General features: G+C 61.0%; 19 protein-coding genes and 1 pseudogene. 11 read left to right on the top strand and 9 right to left on the bottom strand.

Annotated features, from left to right (window positions below; all coding sequences use genetic code 11):
- Positions 1-48: 48 nt before the first annotated feature.
- Entirely contained in the window at positions 49-954 is a 906-nt protein-coding gene (locus SGN16_RS12985) for a LysR substrate-binding domain-containing protein (protein WP_335944258.1), read from the bottom strand.
- Positions 955-1,065: 111 nt separating this feature from the next.
- Between SGN16_RS12985 and SGN16_RS12980 the strand changes: the two genes are divergently transcribed.
- Entirely contained in the window at positions 1,066-1,917 is an 852-nt protein-coding gene (locus SGN16_RS12980) for an NmrA family NAD(P)-binding protein (protein WP_335944257.1), read from the top strand.
- Between the two features lie 12 nt (positions 1,918-1,929).
- Here SGN16_RS12980 and SGN16_RS12975 read toward each other — a convergent pair whose 3' ends face one another.
- Complete coding sequence (locus SGN16_RS12975) at positions 1,930-3,117, bottom strand: XylR family transcriptional regulator (protein WP_335944256.1); 1,188 nt, start codon at positions 3,115-3,117, stop codon at positions 1,930-1,932.
- 153 nt (positions 3,118-3,270) lie between these two features.
- Between SGN16_RS12975 and xylA the strand changes: the two genes are divergently transcribed.
- The 4 genes from xylA to SGN16_RS12955 all read left to right on the top strand — a co-directional run bounded on the left by xylA (position 3,271) and on the right by SGN16_RS12955 (position 8,702).
- Positions 3,271-4,587 (top strand): xylose isomerase, encoded by a 1,317-nt coding sequence (gene xylA / locus SGN16_RS12970; protein WP_210644596.1) that lies wholly within the window; start codon positions 3,271-3,273, stop codon positions 4,585-4,587.
- Positions 4,588-4,809: 222 nt separating this feature from the next.
- The gene (gene xylF / locus SGN16_RS12965; protein WP_210644594.1) at positions 4,810-5,811 is read left to right on the top strand and encodes a D-xylose ABC transporter substrate-binding protein; all 1,002 of its coding nucleotides are present in this window, start codon (positions 4,810-4,812) and stop codon (positions 5,809-5,811) included.
- A 197-nt stretch (positions 5,812-6,008) separates the two neighbouring features.
- Complete coding sequence (xylG, locus tag SGN16_RS12960) at positions 6,009-7,565, top strand: D-xylose ABC transporter ATP-binding protein (RefSeq protein ID WP_210644592.1); 1,557 nt, start codon at positions 6,009-6,011, stop codon at positions 7,563-7,565.
- The gene (locus tag SGN16_RS12955; protein ID WP_307572060.1) at positions 7,566-8,702 is read left to right on the top strand and encodes a sugar ABC transporter permease; all 1,137 of its coding nucleotides are present in this window, start codon (positions 7,566-7,568) and stop codon (positions 8,700-8,702) included.
- A gap of 10 nt (positions 8,703-8,712) precedes the next feature.
- Here the strand turns inward: SGN16_RS12955 and SGN16_RS12950 are convergent, their stop codons facing one another.
- Complete coding sequence (locus tag SGN16_RS12950) at positions 8,713-9,321, bottom strand: LysE family translocator (RefSeq protein WP_335944255.1); 609 nt, start codon at positions 9,319-9,321, stop codon at positions 8,713-8,715.
- A 107-nt stretch (positions 9,322-9,428) separates the two neighbouring features.
- Between SGN16_RS12950 and gcvA the strand changes: the two genes are divergently transcribed.
- From gcvA to SGN16_RS12930, 4 genes are all read left to right on the top strand, one after another.
- Positions 9,429-10,358 carry a transcriptional regulator GcvA gene (gcvA, locus tag SGN16_RS12945; RefSeq protein ID WP_335944254.1) on the top strand — a complete coding sequence of 310 codons (930 nt, stop codon included), beginning with the start codon at positions 9,429-9,431 and terminating at the stop codon, positions 10,356-10,358.
- 65 nt (positions 10,359-10,423) lie between these two features.
- A complete protein-coding gene (locus tag SGN16_RS12940) occupies positions 10,424-11,563 on the top strand; it encodes an epoxide hydrolase family protein (protein WP_335944253.1) in 1,140 nt (379 codons plus the stop codon).
- A 457-nt stretch (positions 11,564-12,020) separates the two neighbouring features.
- A complete protein-coding gene (locus SGN16_RS12935; RefSeq protein WP_335944252.1) occupies positions 12,021-12,539 on the top strand; it encodes a cysteine hydrolase family protein in 519 nt (172 codons plus the stop codon).
- A 58-nt stretch (positions 12,540-12,597) separates the two neighbouring features.
- Positions 12,598-12,918: an isochorismate lyase gene (locus tag SGN16_RS12930; RefSeq protein WP_210644581.1), complete on the top strand. Its 321-nt coding sequence runs from the start codon at positions 12,598-12,600 to the stop codon at positions 12,916-12,918.
- Positions 12,919-12,963: 45 nt separating this feature from the next.
- Here the strand turns inward: SGN16_RS12930 and SGN16_RS12925 are convergent, their stop codons facing one another.
- The 5 genes from SGN16_RS12925 to SGN16_RS12905 all read right to left on the bottom strand — a co-directional run bounded on the left by SGN16_RS12925 (position 12,964) and on the right by SGN16_RS12905 (position 19,102).
- A complete protein-coding gene (locus SGN16_RS12925) occupies positions 12,964-13,185 on the bottom strand; it encodes a formate dehydrogenase subunit delta (protein WP_135845783.1) in 222 nt (73 codons plus the stop codon).
- Positions 13,182-16,058: a formate dehydrogenase subunit alpha gene (gene fdhF, locus SGN16_RS12920; RefSeq protein ID WP_335944251.1), complete on the bottom strand. Its 2,877-nt coding sequence runs from the start codon at positions 16,056-16,058 to the stop codon at positions 13,182-13,184. Before fdhF ends, SGN16_RS12925 begins: the two co-directional genes overlap by 4 nt.
- The gene (locus tag SGN16_RS12915; protein ID WP_335944250.1) at positions 16,055-17,614 is read right to left on the bottom strand and encodes an NADH-quinone oxidoreductase subunit NuoF; all 1,560 of its coding nucleotides are present in this window, start codon (positions 17,612-17,614) and stop codon (positions 16,055-16,057) included. Before SGN16_RS12915 ends, fdhF begins: the two co-directional genes overlap by 4 nt.
- Positions 17,608-18,090: a formate dehydrogenase subunit gamma gene (locus SGN16_RS12910; RefSeq protein ID WP_210644575.1), complete on the bottom strand. Its 483-nt coding sequence runs from the start codon at positions 18,088-18,090 to the stop codon at positions 17,608-17,610. Before SGN16_RS12910 ends, SGN16_RS12915 begins: the two co-directional genes overlap by 7 nt.
- 442 nt (positions 18,091-18,532) lie before the next feature.
- A complete protein-coding gene (locus SGN16_RS12905) occupies positions 18,533-19,102 on the bottom strand; it encodes a carboxymuconolactone decarboxylase family protein (RefSeq protein WP_335944249.1) in 570 nt (189 codons plus the stop codon).
- Positions 19,103-19,175: 73 nt separating this feature from the next.
- Here SGN16_RS12905 and SGN16_RS12900 point away from each other — a divergent pair, with 73 nt between their 5' ends.
- Positions 19,176-19,511 carry a helix-turn-helix domain-containing protein gene (locus tag SGN16_RS12900; RefSeq protein WP_246883114.1) on the top strand — a complete coding sequence of 112 codons (336 nt, stop codon included), beginning with the start codon at positions 19,176-19,178 and terminating at the stop codon, positions 19,509-19,511.
- A 37-nt stretch (positions 19,512-19,548) separates the two neighbouring features.
- Positions 19,549-19,839, top strand: a pseudogene (locus tag SGN16_RS12895) (dienelactone hydrolase); the annotation flags it as partial.
- Between the two features lie 64 nt (positions 19,840-19,903).
- On the opposite strand, the gene SGN16_RS12890 reads toward SGN16_RS12895, so the two are convergent.
- On the bottom strand, positions 19,904-20,455 hold the full coding sequence (locus tag SGN16_RS12890; RefSeq protein ID WP_210644571.1) for a cytochrome b: 552 nt from the start codon (positions 20,453-20,455) through the stop codon (positions 19,904-19,906).
- Between the last annotated feature and the right edge of the window lie 177 nt (positions 20,456-20,632).

The raw sequence follows: 20,632 nt of genomic DNA, 5'->3' as shown, positions 1-20,632 counted from the left end.
GCGAAGTGTATTCGTTAGATAGTCGATGACGCTAAATCATTGATCCTATTATCGGCTGAGCGCGACTACAAACTCTAGGAACGCTCGCACCTTGGCCGGCGGCAAGTGCCTTGAAGGGTACAAAGCGTAGAGCGGAAAATATTCATCAGGCCAATCCGGAAAGAGTTCGATGAGCCTTCCTTCACGTAGGGCAGCGTCTAGCCCCAATTCCAACACCTGGGCAACGGCATGACCTTCCTCACAGATTCGGTGCATGGTGCCTACATCATTGACCATCAGTCTTCCGTGCGTTTTGACACTCAAACGCTCGGCACCTCGATGGAATTCCCAAATGAAAGGCTTGCCTGTTTGAGGATTTCGAAAGTCCACGCATACATGCTCCGCGCGCTCAAGCTCGGACGGATGCAGCGGACGACCGTGTTTTTCCAGGTAAGCCGGGGACGCGACGGTAAGCACCCGAGTTTGCAGCAACTGCCTGCCGATCAGTGAAGAGGAAGGTTGCTCGCCAAAGCGCACAGCCAGGTCAACGCCATCGGCCACCAGGTCCCCCATCTGCTCACGGGTCACTAGATCCAGCTCGATCGCGGGGTAGGTTGCCATGAAGCTGCCAAGCGCGGGCGCCAGGATCAGCCTGGAGAAATACGGGTCAACATTGACCCTGAGCCGTCCCCGTACAGCCGTAGCACTGCCAGATGCGACCGTCGCCGCCTTCTCCAATCCGGCGAGCAATGGCGCTATTTCTTCGTAAAGGCGGCGTCCTTCATCTGTGAGCTTCACCGAGCGAGTAGTCCGGTCGAATAAGCGAATTCCCAGTCTCGCTTCGAGACGCGCGACTGCCCTGCTGACCCCGGACTGAGTCATATCCAGTGCATCCGCAGCCTTGACGAAACTTCCGCTATCGACCACCGCCGAGAGTACGCCCATACCGCTGACCAAGCGCCCGTCGAAGCCCATTAATGATTCTCCGTCATATAAGCAATGCGACTCATGATATCGAAGAAAACTTGGAACCAGCGCAATAATTCACCCATAGCGGCAACAGGTCGCTCTTCAAGAGGAATTGGTATGTATACGGTTATGGGTGTTACGGGTCAGGTAGGTGCCGAAGTTGCTCGCAACCTGCTGGGTGCAGACAAGCGAGTCAAAGTTGTCGTGCGTGATGCTGAGAAAGGCAAAGCGTGGGCCGCGAAAGGTTGCGAAGTCGCGATTGCTGACGCTAATGACATCAGCACACTGATCCCTGCCTTCAGTGCCAGTACTGGCGTGTTCATCCTGTTGCCTGCCAACTTCGATCCTTCCGAAGGCTTTGCGGAGACACGCCAGATCATCGAAAACCTGCGCACAGCGCTTGAGACAACCCGGCCGGAAAAGGTGCTGTGCATTTCCACGATTGGCGCTCAGGCAGGTCAACCAAATCTGCTGAACCAGCTTCAAATCCTCGAACAGAGTTTTGGCACGCTGGACCTGCCCATCACGTTCCTGCGCCCTGCCTGGTTCATGGAAAACAGCCTGTGGGACATCGAGCCCGCCAAGAGCAGCGGCGTGATCCCGAGCTTCCTCCAGCCACTGGATAAGCCAGTTCCCATGATCGCTACAGCCGACGTAGGCAGGGTAAGCGCCGAACTGCTGCAGGAAGATTGGTGTGGCAAGCGAATCGTCGAGCTGGAATCCGAGCAACAGGTTACACCCAACGATATCGCCGCTGCTTTTTCGCAGCTGCTGGATAAACCCGTGAAAATGGAAGTGGTGCCCAGCGATAGCTGGGAGGCACTGTTCCGTTCTCAAGGCATGAGCAACCCCAATCCGCGCATCCAGATGCTCCATGGTTTCAATGAAGGCTGGATTCGCTTCGAAGGCATTCCACGCAAAGGACATGTTGGTTTGAAAGAAGTATTGTCGGCGCTTCTCTCTCGCTGACCACGGTGCGAATCAGTGAGTCGCTGCGTTAGCCCCCTGCTGATACTCCCTCGGCGTGCAGCCGAACTCGCGGCGGAACACCGTGTGCAGGTACTGCGCCGATTTGAAACCGCAATTCTGGGCGATGTCGGCAATCGGCGAGTCGGTGTTTTCCAGTCCGCTGGCGGCCGCCGCCAGTTTGAAACGCAGGATTTCGTCGTGGACGCTACAGCCACGCGCCTTGCGAAAGTGCGACTCCAGGGATGAGCGCGACACCCCCACATACGCGGCCACCTGGGCAGTCTTGATGCCCTGGCAGGCGTATTGGCGGATGAACAGCAGCGCCTGCATGACATAGGGATTGCCCAACGGTTGATGCAGGCTCGAGGCTTGCACGTTGATCGCGTCAGGAGGAATCAGCACCTGTGTGCCGGTGGAGGGCATGCCGTGCAGCATCTGATGCAACAGGCGCGCGGCGGTGCGACCCATGGTTTCGGTGCCTTGGATCACCGAACTCAACGGCACCCGCGTCAGGCTGCGGGTCAGCGGATCGTTGTCGATACCAATCAACGCCACCTGCTCGGGTACGGCGATGCCGGCGGTCAGGCAGGCCTGCAGCAGCTGCCGGGCACGGGCGTCACTCACAGCGATGATACCGATGGGTTTGGGCAGGCTTTGCAGCCAGGCGATCTGTTGCTCGACGGCGCTGTCCCAGAGTGGCGCGCTGGTGCCCATGCCGCGATAGACCTCGACGTGCAGGCCATCGCGCTGCACCAACCGGCGAAAGGCTTTTTCCCGTTCCTGAGCCCAACGGTTGGCCTGTGCTTCAGGCAGGCTGAAACAGGCAAAGCGTGTCAATCCGGCCTCGATCAGGTGCTCATAAGCCAATCTCATCAACGCGTCATTGTCAGTGGCAACATAGGGAATGCCCTTGGGATAGGCGCGGGCATCCTGATAAGACCCGCCCACCGCCACGACCGGCAATTTGATCCCGGCCAGCGCCTCGCCGATCAGCGGGTCGTCGAAGTCGGCGATGATCCCGTCGCCCTGCCAGCGCTCGATCCCTTTCAAGCGACAGAGAAAATCCTCCTCGAGGAACAAATCCCAGGATGCTCGGGTGCTGCTCAGGTAGTTGCCGATACCGCTGATGATGCCGCGGTCGTAGATCTTGCTGCCGTTGAACAACAGCGCAATGCGGTGGACGGGGGGGACGGTTTTCATTGGTTTTACCCTAAGCCGGTGCAAACAGACTAGGCTTCGCAACGTCGAACCTCAATACTCAAAATCGAACTACCCGTTGGTGATTTTCATAATCAGCAGCCACAGGCCCGGCGTTAGTATCGAGACACCGCCAAGAACAATAAGGAAATCGCCATGCCGTACTTCCCCGGTGTCGACAAGATTCGCTACGAAGGCCCCACCAGCCACTCGCCCCTTGCCTTCCGCCACTACGACGCCGACAAGCTGGTACTCGGCAAACCCATGCGCGAGCACCTGCGCATGGCGGTCTGTTATTGGCATACCTTTGTCTGGCCGGGCTCCGATGTGTTCGGCGCCGGCACCTTCAAGCGCCCGTGGCAGCGCAGCGGGGACCCGATGGAGCTGGCTATCGGCAAGGCCGAAGCGGCCTTCGAGTTCTTCTCCAAACTGGGCATCGACTACTACTGCTTCCACGACACCGATGTCGCCCCGGAAGGCCATTCGCTGAAGGAGTACCGCAACCACTTCGCACAGATGGTCGACCACCTGGAGCGCCATCAAGAACAGACAGGGGTCAAGCTGCTGTGGGGCACCGCCAATTGCTTCAGCAACCCGCGTTTTGCCGCCGGCGCCGCCAGCAACCCGGACCCGCAGGTGTTCGCCTGCGCGGCTGCGCAGGTGTTCAGCGCCATGAACGCCACCCAACGCCTCAAAGGCTCCAACTACGTGTTGTGGGGCGGCCGTGAAGGTTACGAAACCCTGCTCAACACCGACCTCAAGCGCGAGCGCGAACAACTCGGCCGCTTCATGCGCATGGTGGTCGAGCACAAGCACAAGATCGGCTTCAAGGGCGACCTGCTGATCGAGCCCAAGCCCCAGGAGCCGACCAAACACCAATACGATTACGACAGCGCCACGGTGTTCGGCTTCCTGCAACAGTACGGCCTGGAAAACGAGATCAAGGTCAACATCGAGGCCAACCACGCGACATTGGCCGGGCACAGCTTCCACCACGAGATCGCCACCGCCGTCTCGTTGGGGATCTTCGGCAGCATCGACGCCAACCGTGGCGATCCGCAGAACGGCTGGGACACCGACCAGTTCCCCAACAGCGTCGAAGAGATGACCCTGGCCACCTACGAGATCCTCAAGGCCGGTGGTTTCACCAACGGCGGGTTCAACTTCGACTCCAAGGTCCGCCGCCAGAGTAGCGACGAACAAGACCTGTTCCACGGCCACATCGGCGCCATGGACGTCCTCGCCCTGGCCCTGGAGCGCGCGGCGGCCATGGTGCAGGACGATCAACTCCAGCGATTCAAGGATCAACGCTACGCCGGCTGGCAACAGCCATTTGGCCAGGCGGTGCTGGCGGGCGAGTTCAGTCTCGCGTCACTGGCCGAACATGCCTTCGCCAACGAACTCAACCCCCAGGCCGTCAGCGGTCGGCAGGAGATGCTCGAAAACGTGGTCAACCGGTTCATCTACCCCTGACACATTGTGGCGAGGGGATTTAGCGAAATGTCGCACCGCCCCGCGGGGCTGCGAAACCGCCCCCTCGGGAGAACAATCTGACTTATCTGAGCCGCCAAAGAGGCTGTTACATTCTCGCGACAAATCTCTGCCCGCGGCGCCCCGGGAGTCTCTACAGTTCTATCCGCACCACGCTCATCGTCAGGCAGTGTCTTTCAAACAACAATAAAAGGACGCACCACAATGAAAAAAATACAACGCACATTACTCGCCGGCGCCCTGGCCCTGCTCTCGCTTCCGGTCATGGCCGACGCGGCCCACCCCAAGATCGGTTTTTCCATCGATGACCTGCGTCTGGAGCGCTGGTCGCGGGATCGCGACTACTTCGTCGCGGCGGCGGAAAAACTCGACGCCAAGGTCTTCGTGCAGTCGGCCGACGCCAACGAGCAGAAGCAGATATCCCAGATCGAAAACCTCATTTCCCGTGGCGTCGATGTGATCGTCATCGTGCCGTTCAACGCCACCGTGCTGACCAACGCCGTCGCCGAAGCCAAGAAGGCCGGGATCAAGGTGGTGTCCTATGACCGCCTGATCCTCAACGCCGACATCGACGCCTACATCTCCTTCGATAACGAAAAAGTCGGCGAGATGCAGGCCAGCGGCGTGCTCAAGGCCGCGCCCAAGGGCAATTACTTCCTGCTCGGTGGTGCCCCCACGGACAACAACGCCAAGGTCCTGCGCGAAGGCCAGATGAAGGTGCTGCAACCGGCCATCGACAAGGGTGACATCAAGATTGTCGGCCAGCAGTGGGTGAAGGAGTGGAACCCTACCGAAGCCCTGAGCATCGTGGAAAACGCCCTGACCCGCAACGACAACAAAATCGATGGCATCGTCGCCTCCAACGACGCCACCGCCGGCGGCGCGATCCAGGCCCTGGCCGCGCAGAAAATGGCCGGCAAGGTACCGATCTCCGGCCAGGACGCCGACCTGGCAGCGGTCAAGCGGGTGATCGATGGCACCCAGACCATGACCGTCTACAAGCCGCTGAAACTGATCGCCTCCGAAGCCGCCAAGCTCTCGGTGCAACTGGCGCGGAACGAGAAACCCAGCTTCAGTTCGCAATACGACAATGGCAGCAAAAAAGTCGACACCATCCTGCTCACGCCGACACCGCTGACCAAGGACAACATCGACCTGCTGGAAAAGGACGGGTTCTACACCAAGGCGCAGATCGCCGGGCAGTGACCTAACCAGTCAATCAAGCAAAGTCCCTGTGGGAGCGAGCTTGCTCGCGATGGCGGCAGCACATCCAATATTGATGCAAGCTGAACCACCGCTATCGCGAGCAAGCTCGCTCCACAGAGGACTGACTGGATCGAGGGGATGTCTGGCCCACGGCCGCCCCCCTGCTTTGAGTGAGCCTTTTTTCACGAGCCCTCGCCATGTCTGACTACCTGTTGCAAATGAACGGCATCGTCAAAACCTTCGGCGGTGTCAAAGCCCTGAATGGCATCGACATCAAGGTCCGGCCGGGGGAATGCGTCGGCCTGTGCGGCGAGAACGGCGCTGGCAAATCGACGCTGATGAAAGTTCTCTCGGCGGTCTATCCCTACGGCACCTGGGACGGTGAAATCCTCTGGGACGGCCAGCCGCTCAAGGCGCAGTCCATCAGCGAAACCGAAGCCGCCGGGATCGTCATCATTCACCAGGAATTGACCTTGGTCCCCGACCTGTCGGTGGCCGAAAACATCTTCATGGGCCACGAGCTGACGCTGCCCGGCGGGCGCATGAACTACCCGGCGATGATCCATCGCGCCGAAGCCCTGATGCGTGAACTCAAAGTGCCGGACATGAACGTCTCGCTACCGGTTTCCCAGTACGGCGGTGGTTACCAGCAACTGGTGGAAATCGCCAAGGCGCTGAACAAGCAAGCACGGCTGCTGATCCTCGACGAGCCCTCCTCGGCCCTGACCCGCTCGGAAATCGAGGTGCTGCTGGACATCATCCGCGACCTCAAGGCCAAAGGCGTTGCCTGCGTCTACATCTCCCACAAGCTCGATGAAGTGGCGGCCGTGTGCGACACCATTTCGGTGATCCGCGACGGCAAACATATCGCCACTACCGCCATGACCGAGATGGATATTCCGAAGATCATCACCCAGATGGTCGGACGGGAAATGAGCAACCTCTACCCCACCGAACCCCATGACATCGGCGAGGTGATATTCGAGGCGCGCCACTTCACCTGCTACGACGTCGACAACCCCAAGCGCAAACGGGTCGACGACATTTCGTTCGTGCTCAAGCGCGGGGAAATCCTTGGCATTGCCGGGCTGGTCGGCGCCGGTCGCACGGAACTGGTATCGGCGCTGTTCGGCGCCTACCCCGGCCGCTACGAAGGCGAAGTCTGGCTCAACGGCCAACAAATCGACACGCGCACGCCGCTCAAGTCGATCCGCGCCGGCCTGTGCATGGTTCCTGAAGACCGCAAGCGACAAGGCATCATTCCCGACCTGGGGGTGGGCCAGAACATCACCCTAGCCGTGCTGGACAACTACTCGAAAATGACCCGCATCGACGCCGAAGCCGAACTGGGCAGCATCGACAAGGAAATCTCGCGCATGCACCTCAAGACCGCGAGCCCGTTCCTGCCGATCACCAGCCTTTCCGGCGGCAACCAGCAAAAAGCCGTGCTGGCGAAGATGCTGCTGACCAAACCCCGCGTGCTGATTCTCGATGAGCCCACCCGCGGCGTGGATGTCGGCGCCAAATATGAAATCTACAAGCTGATGGGCGCGCTGGCGGCCGAAGGCGTGTCGATCATCATGGTCTCCTCGGAACTGGCCGAAGTGCTGGGGGTATCCGACCGCGTGCTGGTGATCGGCGAAGGCCAGTTGCGCGGCGACTTCATCAACCACGAACTCACCCAGGAACAGGTGCTCGCCGCCGCACTCAGCCAGCCCGATGGCCATAACAATAATGATCGGAAGTCCGCGTAGATGAATCAGGTCAAACAACTTTTCAGCCGCTACAAAATGCTCGCCCTGGTGATCGCCGTGGCGGTGATCTGGCTATTCTTCAGCTGGCAGACCGACGGCGGGTTCGTGACCCCACGCAACCTCTCCAACCTGCTGCGGCAGATGTCCATCACCGGGATCCTGGCCTGCGGCATGGTGCTGGTGATCATCAGCGGCGAGATCGATTTGTCGGTGGGTTCATTGCTAGGGCTGCTCGGTGGCCTGGCGGCGATTCTCGACGTGGTCTATCACATCCCGCTGCTGGCGAACCTGAGCCTGGTCGCCTTGTGTGGCCTGGTGATTGGCTTGGGCAACGGCTACATGACCGCCTACTTGCGTATCCCGTCGTTCATCGTCGGCCTGGGCGGCATGCTCGCCTTTCGCGGCATCCTGCTGGGGGTGACCGGCGGCACCACCATCGCCCCGGTATCACCGGAGCTGGTCTACGTCGGCCAGGGCTATTTGCCGCACACGGTCGGGACGGGGCTGGGCGTGCTGCTGTTCGCCTTGACCCTGTTCCTGACCTGGAAACAGCGGCGCAACCGCGCCCTGCATGGCCTGGCGGCGCACTCACTGGTGCGTGACGTATTGCGCGTGGTGCTGATCGGCGCGGTGCTGGCCGGGTTCGTCTATACCCTCAACAGCTACGACGGCATCCCGGTGCCGGTGCTGCTCTTGTTGATCCTGCTGGGGGTGTTCAGCTACGTCACCAGCCAGACCGTGTTCGGCCGCCGCGTCTACTCGGTGGGTAGCAACATGGAAGCCACGCGCCTGTCGGGCATCAACGTGCAAGCCGTGAAACTGTGGATCTTTGGCATCATGGGCGTGATGTGCGCCCTCGCCGGCATGGTCAACACCGCGCGCCTGGCCGCCGGCTCACCCTCGGCTGGCAACATGGGTGAACTCGATGCCATCGCCGCCTGCTTCATCGGCGGCACCTCCATGCGCGGCGGCTCCGGCACCGTCTACGGCGCCCTCCTCGGCGCGCTGGTCATCACCAGCCTGGACAACGGCATGTCCATGCTCGACGTCGACAGTTATTGGCAGATGATCGTCAAGGGCAGCATCCTGGTGTTGGCGGTTTGGGTGGATGTGAGTACCCGGACGGGACGGCGTTGACCCGTATGCGTCACTTGCTGGCAGAGGCCATCAGCACGCCGAAACCCATGAACGTGATCCCCGACAGCTTGCCAGCAATCCTCGCGCCCTTGCTCGTGGAGAGCCAGCCTCTTGCGACTTGGGCCGTCAGGGCATAACCGGAATGCACCAATACGACGAGCAAACTGTAGGACGACACCAGCAAGAAAAACTGGCTGTAGTAGTCACCCGCCGGCTTGATGAACTGGGGAAAGACAGCCAGGAAGAAGAAACCCGCCTTGGGGTTCAGCAACTGAATTGACAGCGCTTCGACAAATCGCCGCCATGGACGCGGCGACGTGGCTTTGAGTTCGGGAATAAAGCGCTGGGTGCGCCACATCTTGATGCCCAGGTACAACAAGTACAGCGCCCCGATGTACTTGAGCACCGTGAAGGCCGTCGCCGAGGCGGCCAGGACCAACCCCAGGCTACTGGCGCAAATACCCGCCACGATAAAAGCGCCCGCGGCGATCCCGAAGATACCCGGCAGCGAACCGCTCCAGCCATGACGCAAGGCATTGGAAATCGTCAGCACCACACCGGGGCCCGGGCTGAGCACCGTCAGGGTCGCCAGAATCAGAAAAAGTCCGTAACTGACCATTAATCACTCCACGTTGAAGGGCGCATTGATCCGGCCTGCAGATTGGCGTAGCACCGCAACGCTGACAAACGCTTTAATTGCACCTCATATGTGACTAAATTAGACACATGATTGCCAACCTCCCCCCATTGAACGCCGTCCGAGCCTTCGCCGCTGCCGCTCGCCACCAGAGTTTCAGCCGCGCGGCCGAGGAGCTGCACGTCAGCCACAGTGCCGTCAGCCGGCACGTCAAGCTGCTTGAGGAGCACTTGGGGGTGTTGCTGTTCGAACGCCGAACCCGGCAGTCCGTGCTCACGCCTGCCGGGCAAACCTTTTACGAACAGGTTAGCGTAGCACTGACCCAGATCGCCAACGCCGCTGCCGCCCTAACTCGCGGTACTTCCCAGCGCAAGGTGAGCATCAACGTGCGCCCCTCCTTTGCGGTGCGCTGGCTGATCCCACGGTTACCTGAGTTCATGGCGCTCCATCCGGACATCAAGCCCGAAGTGCTCACTCGCACACAGCCGCCGGATCAATCAGGCGAAACGTTCGACGTGGTCATCCGCCGCGGGCATTCCGGCTGGCCGCCCACGGTCCAACCCAAGATCCTGCTGGAAGATGACCTTCTGCTGGTCGCCGCCCCGTCGCTGCTGCAAAACGTGCCGCTGGACAGTGTCCACGACCTTGCCAGGCACACGCTGTTGTCGGGCAGAACCCGCAGCAGCGACTGGCAGACGTGGGCAAAGCACGCCGACATCAGACGGTTGAGCAACCAGCCGACCTTGCAGTTCGACCACATGCATCTGGTGCTGCAAGCCGCTGTCGATGGTTTGGGCGTGGCCTTGTGTCCGGCGTCGCTGCTGGGCAAAGACTTGTTGACCGGACGCCTGAGCTGTCCACTGCCAACCTTGCGCCTGCCGTTGACCCGCTACTACTACGGTGTTTCCCCGGACGCCGCGGCCGAAACGCAGGTCTTTGTTGATTGGATGTTCGCTCAAATTCGGCAGGATGCGACGGCCGTTGCTTCAACAGGCTTGATAACGGATCGCGCGAGCTGAAAGGCAGTTTCCAGATAACGCCCGATGCACAAAATTTCCTGAGTGCAACGGCATAAGGTGTAGTCATGCTCATCAAACCTTTCTCCATCGACATCCCCGAACAGGCCCTTGAAGACCTGCGGCATCGCCTGAGGAACACCCGGCTGCCGGAGCCCTTGGCCGGGCAAGGTTGGAACGAGGGCATGGACATGGACGTGCTGGGGGAGCTTCTCGCCTATTGGTCGACTACGTTCGATTGGCGCGCCCAGGAAACGGCGCTCAATCGCTTGCCGCAATTTGTCGCCGACATCGGCGAGCAGCAGATCCACTTCATTCATCAGCGAGGCGTCGGGCCGAATCCGCTGCCGTTGATCCTTACCCATGGCTGGCCCGGTTCCTTCATCGAAATGCAGCGCATCATCCCGCTGCTGACGGATCCCGCCAGCCATGGCGGTGACCCTGCGGATGCCTTCGATGTAGTGGTGCCGTCCCTGCCCGGCTACACCTTTTCCGCGCCGTTCAAGCAACCTGGCATGGGGCCTTATGAAGTGGCCGGCTTGTGGAGTGAGTTGATGACGGGGCTCGGCTATGAGCAGTTTGGCACCCAGGGCGGGGACATCGGCGCGGGCGTATCGAGCTGGCTGGGCGTACGGTTTCCCGAGCGAGTGACGGGCATTCACCTCAATTACATCCCCGGCTCCTATCGCCCTCCCCTTGGCGAAACCGAGCCAGCGCTGACCGAGGCGGAAACGACCTTCCTGCAACGCGCTGCTGCATTTGCCGATGCCGAAGGCGCCTATGGGCACATCCAGCGAACCAAACCGCAGAGCCTGGCGGTGGGCCTGAATGACTCGCCGGCGGGGCTGCTGGCATGGATGGGGGAAAAGATCCTGTCCTGGTGCGATACCCACCCCGCCATCGATCGTGACTGGCTGCTGACCAATGTGACGTTGTACTGGCTGACGAACTGCATCGGCTCGTCGTTTCGCCAATATGTGGAAGGTAGCAAGCGGCCGTTGCTGTTCAACAGCGGCGAGCGGGTGAAGCCGCCGGTTGGGGTGGCGTTGTTTCCCAAGGAACTGCCCATGCCGCCAAGGAGTTGGGTGGAACGCTGCTGCGACGTGAAGCGCTGGACCGTGATGCCCCGGGGTGGTCACTTTGCGGCGTTGGAGCAGCCGCAGTTGTTGGCGGAGGATATCAGGGCGTTTTTTCGCAATTGTCGCTAGAAAAACTCCGAAAAAAAGCTCAGAACAAACCTCCTGTGGGAGCAAGGCTTGCCCGCGATGAAGATGACTCGGTCCTCCGGGTAACCGAGGTGCCTGCATCGCGAGCAAACTTTGCTCCCACAGAGGACTTGGGCTGCTGCAAAATCGAGACGCGCCACCGATCAAAATGTGGGAGCGAGCTTGCTCGCGATGGCGGCGGCAGAACCAACATCTGCGCAAACTGACGCACCGCTTTCGCAAGCAAGCTGACATACCCACTTGCCAAACCTGACGGCCGGACGTTAGTGTCGGCACCATGAACCTGTCACAGATTGCCTCGACCACCACGACCACGACCGCCAAGGCGGGTCGTGAGGTGTCGTGAGCCAATAACACACGTATCCCAAAGGCCCGCCAGTGATGGTAAGGGCCTTTTCTTTTGCCCTTGTGTCACTGGCTCAAACGCAAGGAAAGCACGATGCATGCTCTGTTGATTCTCGATATGCAGGTTGGGCTGTTTCATGGCCCGGAAAAACCCTGGGCCGGCGAAGCGCTGCTCAACACGCTAAATGGCCTGTTGATCAAGGCTCGCAAAGCCGGCGCACCGATTTTCCTGGCGCGCCACGTCGGCCCACCCGGCTCGCCCATCGAGCCGGGAAGTCCTTTGACGCAACTGGTGCCAGAGCTGTTGTTGGAAGGCGCCGAGGTCATCTTCGAAAAAAGTCGGCCCAATGCTTTTACCATGACAGACCTGGCCAATCGATTGAAGGCCTGTGGCGCCGAAGGGGTGGTTATCACTGGAATGAAGACCCAGTATTGTGTCGACAGCACCTGCCGCGCGGCCCGGGACCTGGGCTTTGATGCCGTGTTGATCGCCGACGGCCATACTTGCGCCGACACTTCTGACTTGAAGGCGGACCTGATCGTCGCCCATCACAACACAACCCTGGCAGGCCCCTTCTGCCGAGTTGTCTACGCTCAAGAGTGGTACTTTTAATCCATGGCAGAGGAGCGGCTCAAGTTGGGCCGATCCTCTTCCCCAAGGAGTGACCTACATGCAAGCCCCCCCTCCGTTACAACCCTCGGAATGCGCAGGCATGGAGGACATCCGGCGCGAAGTCGATGCCCTCGACCAGGCCATTATCAAGCTGTTGGGCAAGCGCCTTGGCTACGTGCAGGCGGCCTCGAAATTCAAGACCTCGGCGACGTCGGTGCAGGCCCCGGAGCGTTTCAAGACCATGCTCGGGACACGGCGCGAGTGGGCTGAGGCCGAAGGCCTGAACCCGGATATCATCGAGAAGATGTACAGCGACCTGGTGACTCACTTCATTGCTGAAGAGATGAAGCAGTGGACGGCTCATCAATCCGACACCTGAGCCGCCACTCTTCCTCACCACGGGGGCGCGTGCCCCCATGGCTCACTAGGCACTCACTTGCGACTCTGTCAGCGCCGCCAGCACCAGTGGGTGCAGGACCGCGTCAGGGTGTGTTGTCTGCCAAGCCATCAACTCGCGGCGCATGCCCGGCGTCCAGAAGCTCTTCATATGCTGCCGTACCCCATTGACGGCCAGTGTGTGGTCCGGTTCGCTGGCGAAGTACTGCGCGATCTGGTTGGCCATCTTGATCAGGCTTTCAGAACTCATCGACGCACCTCGGCTTTCTCGGCATGGCGACGTTCCCTCAGCAGACGCCCTTGCTCATCACTGAACGCCTGGTAGCGTTTCTGCCATTCCGAAGGCTGGCTGACTCGCACGATCTCGACCGCCGTCACCTTGTATTCCGGGCAGTTGGTGGCCCAGTCGGAGTTGTCGGTGGTGATCACGTTGGCACCCGATTCAGGGAAGTGGAACGTGGTGTAAACCACGCCCGGCGCCACCCGTTCGGTGACCTTCGCCCGCAGTACCGTCTGCCCGGCGCGACTGCCGATGCCGACCCAATCGCCCTCGGCGATGCCGCGGTTCTCGGCGTCGGTCGGGTGGATTTCGAGGCGGTCTTCCTCATGCCACGCCACGTTGTCGGTGCGTCGGGTCTGGGCACCGACGTTGTATTGGCTGAGGATGCGTCCGGTGGTCAGCAACAACGGATAGCGGTTGTTGACCTTCTCTTCAGTAGGCACGTAACCGGTGAGCATGAAACGCCCTTTGCCGCGCACGAACTGATCGATGTGCATGGTCGGCGTGCCGTCCGGCGCAGCATCGTTGCAAGGCCATTGCAGGCTGCCATGCCGCTCCAGTTCGGCGTAGCTGACGCGGCTGAATGTCGGCGTCAGGCGGGCGATTTCATCCATGATTTCCGAGGGATGGCTGTAGTGCATCTTGTAGCCCAAAGCGTCGGCCAGGGCGATGGTGGCTTCCCAGTCGGCCTTGCCGGCCAAAGGTTCCATCACCTTGCGCACCCGCGAGATACGGCGCTCGGCGTTGGTGAAAGTGCCGTCCTTCTCCAGGAACGAGCTGCCCGGCAGGAACACATGGGCGAACTTGGCCGTCTCGTTGAGGAAGATGTCCTGCACCACCACGCACTCCATGGCACTCAGGGCCGCAGTCACGTGCTGGGTGTTGGGGTCGCTCTGGGCGATGTCCTCACCCTGGCAATACAGCGCCTTGAAGGTGCCATCCAGTGCAGCCTCGAACATATTCGGGATACGCAGGCCCGGATCAGGTTGCAAGGTCACGTTCCACGCCTGTTCGAACTGGGCGCGCACCGTTTCGTTGGAGATGTGCCGATAACCCGGCAGCTCATGGGGAAACGAGCCCATGTCGCAGGAACCCTGCACGTTGTTCTGTCCACGCAGCGGGTTCACCCCGACACCCTCGCGGCCGATGTTGCCGGTGACCATCGCCAGGTTGGCAATGCCCATTACCGAGGTACTGCCCTGGCTGTGCTCGGTGACTCCGAGGCCATAGTAGATGGCCGCGTTGCCGCCAGTGGCGTAGAGCCGCGCAGCGGCGCGAATCTGCTCGGCCGGCACACCGCACACCGGGCCCAGCACCTCGGGCGAGTTTTCCGCCAGGCTGACAAAATCGCGCCAACGGGTGAAGTCCGCCGCCTCGCAGCGTTCCTCGACGAAAGCCTGGTCCACCAGGCCTTCGGTGACGATTACATGGGCAAGCGCATTAAGCATTGCCACGTTGGTGCCCGGACGCAGTTGCAGGTGCAGGTCAGCTCGGGCGTGAGGCGAATCCACCAGATCGATACGACGCGGGTCGATGACGATCAGCCGTGCGCCCTGGCGCAAGCGACGCTTGAGCTGAGAGCCAAACACCGGGTGCGCATCGGTGGGGTTGGCGCCCATCACCAGGATGACGTCGGCCTTCATCACCGAGTCGAAGTTCTGGGTACCGGCGGACTCGCCCAATGTCTGCTTGAGGCCATAGCCGGTGGGCGAATGGCAAACGCGGGCACAGGTGTCGACGTTGTTGTTGCCAAACGCGGTGCGCACCAGTTTCTGCACCAGGTAGGTTTCTTCGTTGGTGCAACGGCTGGAGGTGATACCGCCGATGGAGTCACGCCCGTACTTCAGCTGGATCCGGCGCAGCTCGCTGGCCGCGTAAGTCACCGCCTCTTCCCAACTGACCTCTTGCCACGGGTCGTTGATGTGTTTGCGGATCATCGGTTTGGTGATGCGGTCCGGGTGAGTCGCGTACCCCCAGGCAAAACGGCCCTTGACGCAAGAGTGGCCGTGGTTGGCCTGGCCGTTTTTGTCCGGGACCATGCGCACCAACTGCTCGCCTTTCATTTCGGCGCGGAAGGAACAACCCACGCCGCAGTAGGCACACGTGGTGATCACGCTGCGCTCCGGCTGGCCGATCTGCACGACGCTCTTGTCGATCAGCGTCGCGGTCGGGCAAGCCTGCACGCAGGCGCCGCAGGAGACGCACTCGGAATCGAGGAAATTGTCGCCGCCCGCCGCTGCCACGCGAGAGTCAAAACCGCGGCCGGTGATGGTCAGGGCGAAGGTCCCCTGGATCTCTTCGCAAGCACGCACGCAGCGGTTGCAGACGATGCACTTGCTCGGGTCGTACTCGAAATAGGGGTTGGAAACGTCCTTGGCTTCAGCCAGGTGATTGGCGCCCTCGTAGCCGTAGCGCACCTCGCGCAGGCCCACCTGTCCGGCCACGGTCTGCAACTCGCAATTGCCGTTGGCCGCACACGTCAGGCAGTCCAGCGGGTGGTCGGAGATGTACAGCTCCATCACGTTGCGCCGCAGATCGGCGAGCTTGGAGGTCTGGGTACGCACCACCATGCCCTCGGTCACCGGCGTGGTGCAGGAGGCCGGATAGCCGCGCATGCCGTCGATCTCCACCAGGCACATGCGGCAGGAGCCGAACGCCTCCAGGCTGTCGGTGGCGCAGAGTTTCGGAATGGTGGTGCCGAGCAAGGCTGCGGCACGCATGACTGAGGTGCCGGAGGCAACGCTGATTTCGCGGCCGTCGATGGTCAGGCTGACCTGCACGTCGCTCTCACGAGCCGGAGTGCCGAGGTCGATATCGCTGCTGGGGTCGAAGATGTTGATCATTGGTCGGCCTCCGTGGTCGCCAGACCGAAGTCGGCGGGGAAATACTTCAGGGCACTGGCGACCGGGTAGGAAGTCATCCCACCGAGGGCACAGAGCGAGCCGTATTGCAGGGTGTCGCAGAGATCCTTGAGCAGCAGGACCTGTTCCTCACGGGCAGCGGCATCGGTGCTGGCCATCAAGCGGTCCACTGCTTCGACACCACGGGTAGAACCTATCCGGCAGGGCGTGCATTTGCCGCACGACTCTTCGGCGCAGAACTGCAAGGCGAAACGGGCCATGTGAGCCATGTCCAGGGTGTCGTCGGCGACCACCACGCCACCGTGGCCGAGCATCGCACCCATGGCGGCGAACGCCTCGTAGTCCAGTGGCGTATCGAACTGTGCGGGAGGCACCCAGGCGCCCAACGGCCCGCCGACTTGCGCGGCTTTGAGCGGCCGGCCGCTGGCGGTTCCACCACCATAGCCTTCCACCAACTCGCGCAGGCTCAGGCCGAAGGCACGCTCCACCAGGCCGCCGTGACGGACGTTGCCGGCCAGTTGGAACGGCATCGTGCCCAGGGAACGGCCCATGCCGAAGTCGCGATAGAACTGCGCGCCTTTCTCCATGATCACCGGCACCGAAGCCAGGGTCACCACGTTGTGAACCAGTGTGGGCAACCCGAACAAGCCTTGGATGGCGGGCAGCGGTGGCTTGGCGCGAACCGTGCCGCGCTTGCCTTCGAGGGACTCCAGCAATGCGGTTTCTTCGCCACAGATATAGGCGCCGGCCCCCACGCGAACGTCAATATCGAAGGCCCGGCCACTAGCGCTCACGTTCGCGCCGAGATAACCGGCGTCACGGGCAATGCGCAGGGCATCGTTCAACGTACTGATGGCGTCCGGGTATTCCGAACGCACATAGATGTAGCCCATCGTCGCGCCCACGGCGATGCCGGCGATGATCATGCCTTCGATCAGCAGGAAGGGATCACCTTCCATCAGCATGCGGTCGGCGAAGGTGCCGGAGTCGCCCTCATCGGCGTTACAGACCACATACTTCTGTGGCCCCACGGCATCGCGCACGGTGCGCCACTTGATGCCCGCCGGGAACGCCGCGCCGCCCCGGCCACGCAGGCCGGAATCGAGCACGCTGGCAACCACGTCTGCGCCAGCCATCTGGAGGGCCCGGGCCAACCCGAGGAAACCGCCTTGGGCGCGGTAATCGTCCAGGGACAGTGGCTGGGTAATCCCGGCGCGGGCGAACAGCAGACGCTGCTGACTTTTGAGATAGGGAATTTCCTCCACCGGCCCCAAGGCCAATGGATGGCTGGCGGGATCGCCGGTCAGGGCGTCCAGCAGAGCCGGCACGTCTTGCGCCGTGACCGGGCCGAAACCGAGCCGGACGCCAGCGCTTTCCAGCTCCACCAGCGGTTCCAGCCAATAGAGGCCACGGGAACTGGTACGGCGCAGGTCCAGTGGAAGTTGCCGACGCTCGGCCTCACGCACCAGCGCAACGGCCACCTTGTCTGCGCCGACGGCACGGGCCACCGAATCGCGGGGGATATAGAGCGTCAGCATGCCCCATCCTCCATGCAGCCATTCACCAGCTCGCGCAAGCGCTCGGGCGTGAGCCGGGCGTGCAGTTCACCGTCCAGTTCCAGGGCTGGCGAGCAAACGCAGGCGCCCAGGCAATACACCGGCCGCAGGCTGATGCTGCCATCGGCACTGGTGCCGTGGTCATCCAGCGCCAGCTGCTCGCGCAACTGTGCAGCCAGGCGTTCGGCGCCCATGCTCTGGCACGACTCGGCCCGGCACAGGCGCAGGGTATGGCGTGCGGGCGGCGTGGTGCGAAAATCGTGGTAGAAGCTGATTACGCCGCGCACTTCAGCCTGGCTGAGGTTGAGGGCATGGGAGATTTCCGGGACGGCGACGTCGGGAACATACCCGCAGCCTTCCTGGATGGCGTGGAGAATCGGCAACAAGGCACCGGGGGTGTCCTTTTCGCGCTCCAACACGCTGTGGATCAGAGGCAGGTGAAGCGTCTCATCAGGCATAAAGTACCTCGGCATCTCGAACGCCACCGCCACATAGCGGCAGCCATTCGGAGTCTTGGCTGCGGCGTCCGGCCCACGTCACGGTAGCGTGGCACTCCGATCGCCATCCTCGCTCTCCGGCCAGGTGTCTTTGGCGCACCTGGTCCGGGGCATCTTCACAGCTTGCCACTCCCGGGGGTTGGCGATTGCACGTGGACGACTAAACGTGTCCTGAAAGCGACTCGGGCGCAAAAGTTACCCTGCGCTCACAAGGGCAAATACACAAGCGATTGTAGGCGACCCACAGCGATCGGTGAGAATGGACAAATGCCTACCTACAGTATGAGCAATGAAAGATAACTCCCAGCCCAAAGCCGGCCTTGCTGGAGGACGAAATCAACCAGAGAGTGTCGCTCAGGATTCTGGCCGAATAGTCATTGCGGTTTACTAACGTCGGGCTGCCTCAAATGCAGGCGTTCACCTCATTCCGGTATTCACTGAAGCTCGCGGCGTTTTGCTCGAGCGGTAAAGCGAGGCCATTAGCGATGTACGAGACCGTGCGGTAGAAGCCTGCGAGCATGAGAATCTCCAGGACCTGGTCATCGTCGAAATGTGCTCTGATGTTCAAGAACTCTTCATCGCTCAACGCCGCGCGGTCATGAAGTGCATCGATCATAGCAAGGAGAGCAGCCTCCTCCTCCTTCCAATGCTCCAGCCGAAGCGGGTACTCCAACGTGCCAGCAACCTCCTCCCTGGTAAGCCCGGCAGCTTGAGCGAAGGCCATCACATGTACCCCCCATTCGTACTCGCATCCGGTGCGAGCGCAGACCCGATCGATGACAAGTTCTCTTTGACGAAGTGTCAACAATGAGCCATCCAGCAACGAACCGCCCCTGAATTTGCGCCACGCGCGATCACTGCTGGCGATGGTCGAGAACAGAACGAGAGGCGGCACACCTACTCCCATTATTTTGTCGAATGCGGCTCTGACTTCGTCCGGGTAGGGTTCACTAAGTGCTTTGATTCGTGACATGGCGTATCCTCTGCTATTGAATATGTAGCAAGGATAATCGCTACTGAATGTGTAGCAAGCAAGAGAAATAACGATGAATGATAGTCAGCACTGCGCTTCATCAATACTCAGGGGACGCCGGCCGATCATGGCTCTCCTGGATTTACTGGGACAAAAATGGGCGTTGAGAGTCCTTTGGGAGCTGCGTGATCAAGCCATGAGCTCCAGGGCGTTGAGAAGTGCTGCGGGAGACATCTCTCCTACCGTGCTGCAGAGCAGAATAAATGAGCTGCGCAATGCGGGCATCGTCGAACTGGTCGATGACGGCTACAAGCTCACGCCACTTGGCCTGGAGCTGTCGGAAGCATTCGCGCCGCTCTACCGGTTCGCAGGCAAATGGGCGGACTGCCTGGAGCGGGAACCGCACTAGCCTCTCCAGCAGGCAAGATGATGATTCGAACCAATCAATGAAGATAACGACATCGAAAACAGCTCTCGGCGCACTGCTTCTGATCTGCCTGACCACCCGCGCTCTGGCCGACGATAGCCCTGTCGGTTTCCAGGTCTCTACGCTGGCAGAGCCGCATAATGAGCGGCCGGTGGAAATGGTTGCCTGGTATCCCAGTGCAACCTCCGCCACACCGCAATCGAACGCCAACAATGCGGTGTTTGTCCGTGCCCTGGCCATGCGCAACGCACCACCGGCTGCCGGCGAGCGTCCATTGACGGTGCTCTCCCACGGTTACGGGGGAAATTGGCGTGGTCGCAAAGCGTCAAACTGCTGCAGTGGGCGATTAACGAATGCTCACGGTAACATCGGCCTCAAGACCGATTCCGCCCCGGCAGCATCCGGGCCAGGGTGTTGTCACCCACCCAGTAATGATGCAACAGACCCGCCGCTGCATGCAGGCCGATCAGCCAGTAGCCGCTGCTGCCGAGCAATTCGTGCCAATACTTCAGCTGTTTGGCCAGGTCAGGATCCACCGCCACCGGGGCTGGCAGGAAGAACCCGAAATATGGGACCGGCTTGCCGCCGGCAGCCAGCATCAACCACGCCAGCACCGGCGTCGCGATCATCAGGCCATACAGGGCCGCATGCATCAGGTGGGAAATACCCGTCTGCCAGGCCGGTGGTGCGGGTGTGATCGGCGGGCGCGGCGTCAAGCGCCCGAACAGGCGGACCCAAACCAGTGCAAAAATGCTCAGCCCGAACAGCCCGTGCAATCCCAGGAACAGGCTTCGCGCGGTGCTGCCACGGGGCAACAGCCCCTTGATCTCAATGCAGGCATACACACCGACGAACAGCGCCAGCATCAGCCAGTGCAGGGTCATCGACAACTTTCCATAACGGTTTACGGCAATATCGCGGGTCATAACGCGCCTCGTGAAAGTCTGGCGGACTGCCGATCCATTCGGCAGCTCCGATCCGGTTGCTGAGAACCGACGCGGCCAACCTGTCATTAAAGTCTTAAGGCAGTCTGAAGACCGACATTCAAGAAGCTTTTTTTACCTTCAGACTTCGTTAAGAAATGCCTCGGATACTCCTCCCCA

This window comes from Pseudomonas sp. G166 (assembly GCF_037027455.2).
Taxonomy (GTDB): Bacteria; Pseudomonadota; Gammaproteobacteria; order Pseudomonadales; family Pseudomonadaceae; genus Aquipseudomonas.
Note: the sequence above shows the minus strand (reverse complement) of the source record. Positions and strands in the feature narration are given on the sequence as shown.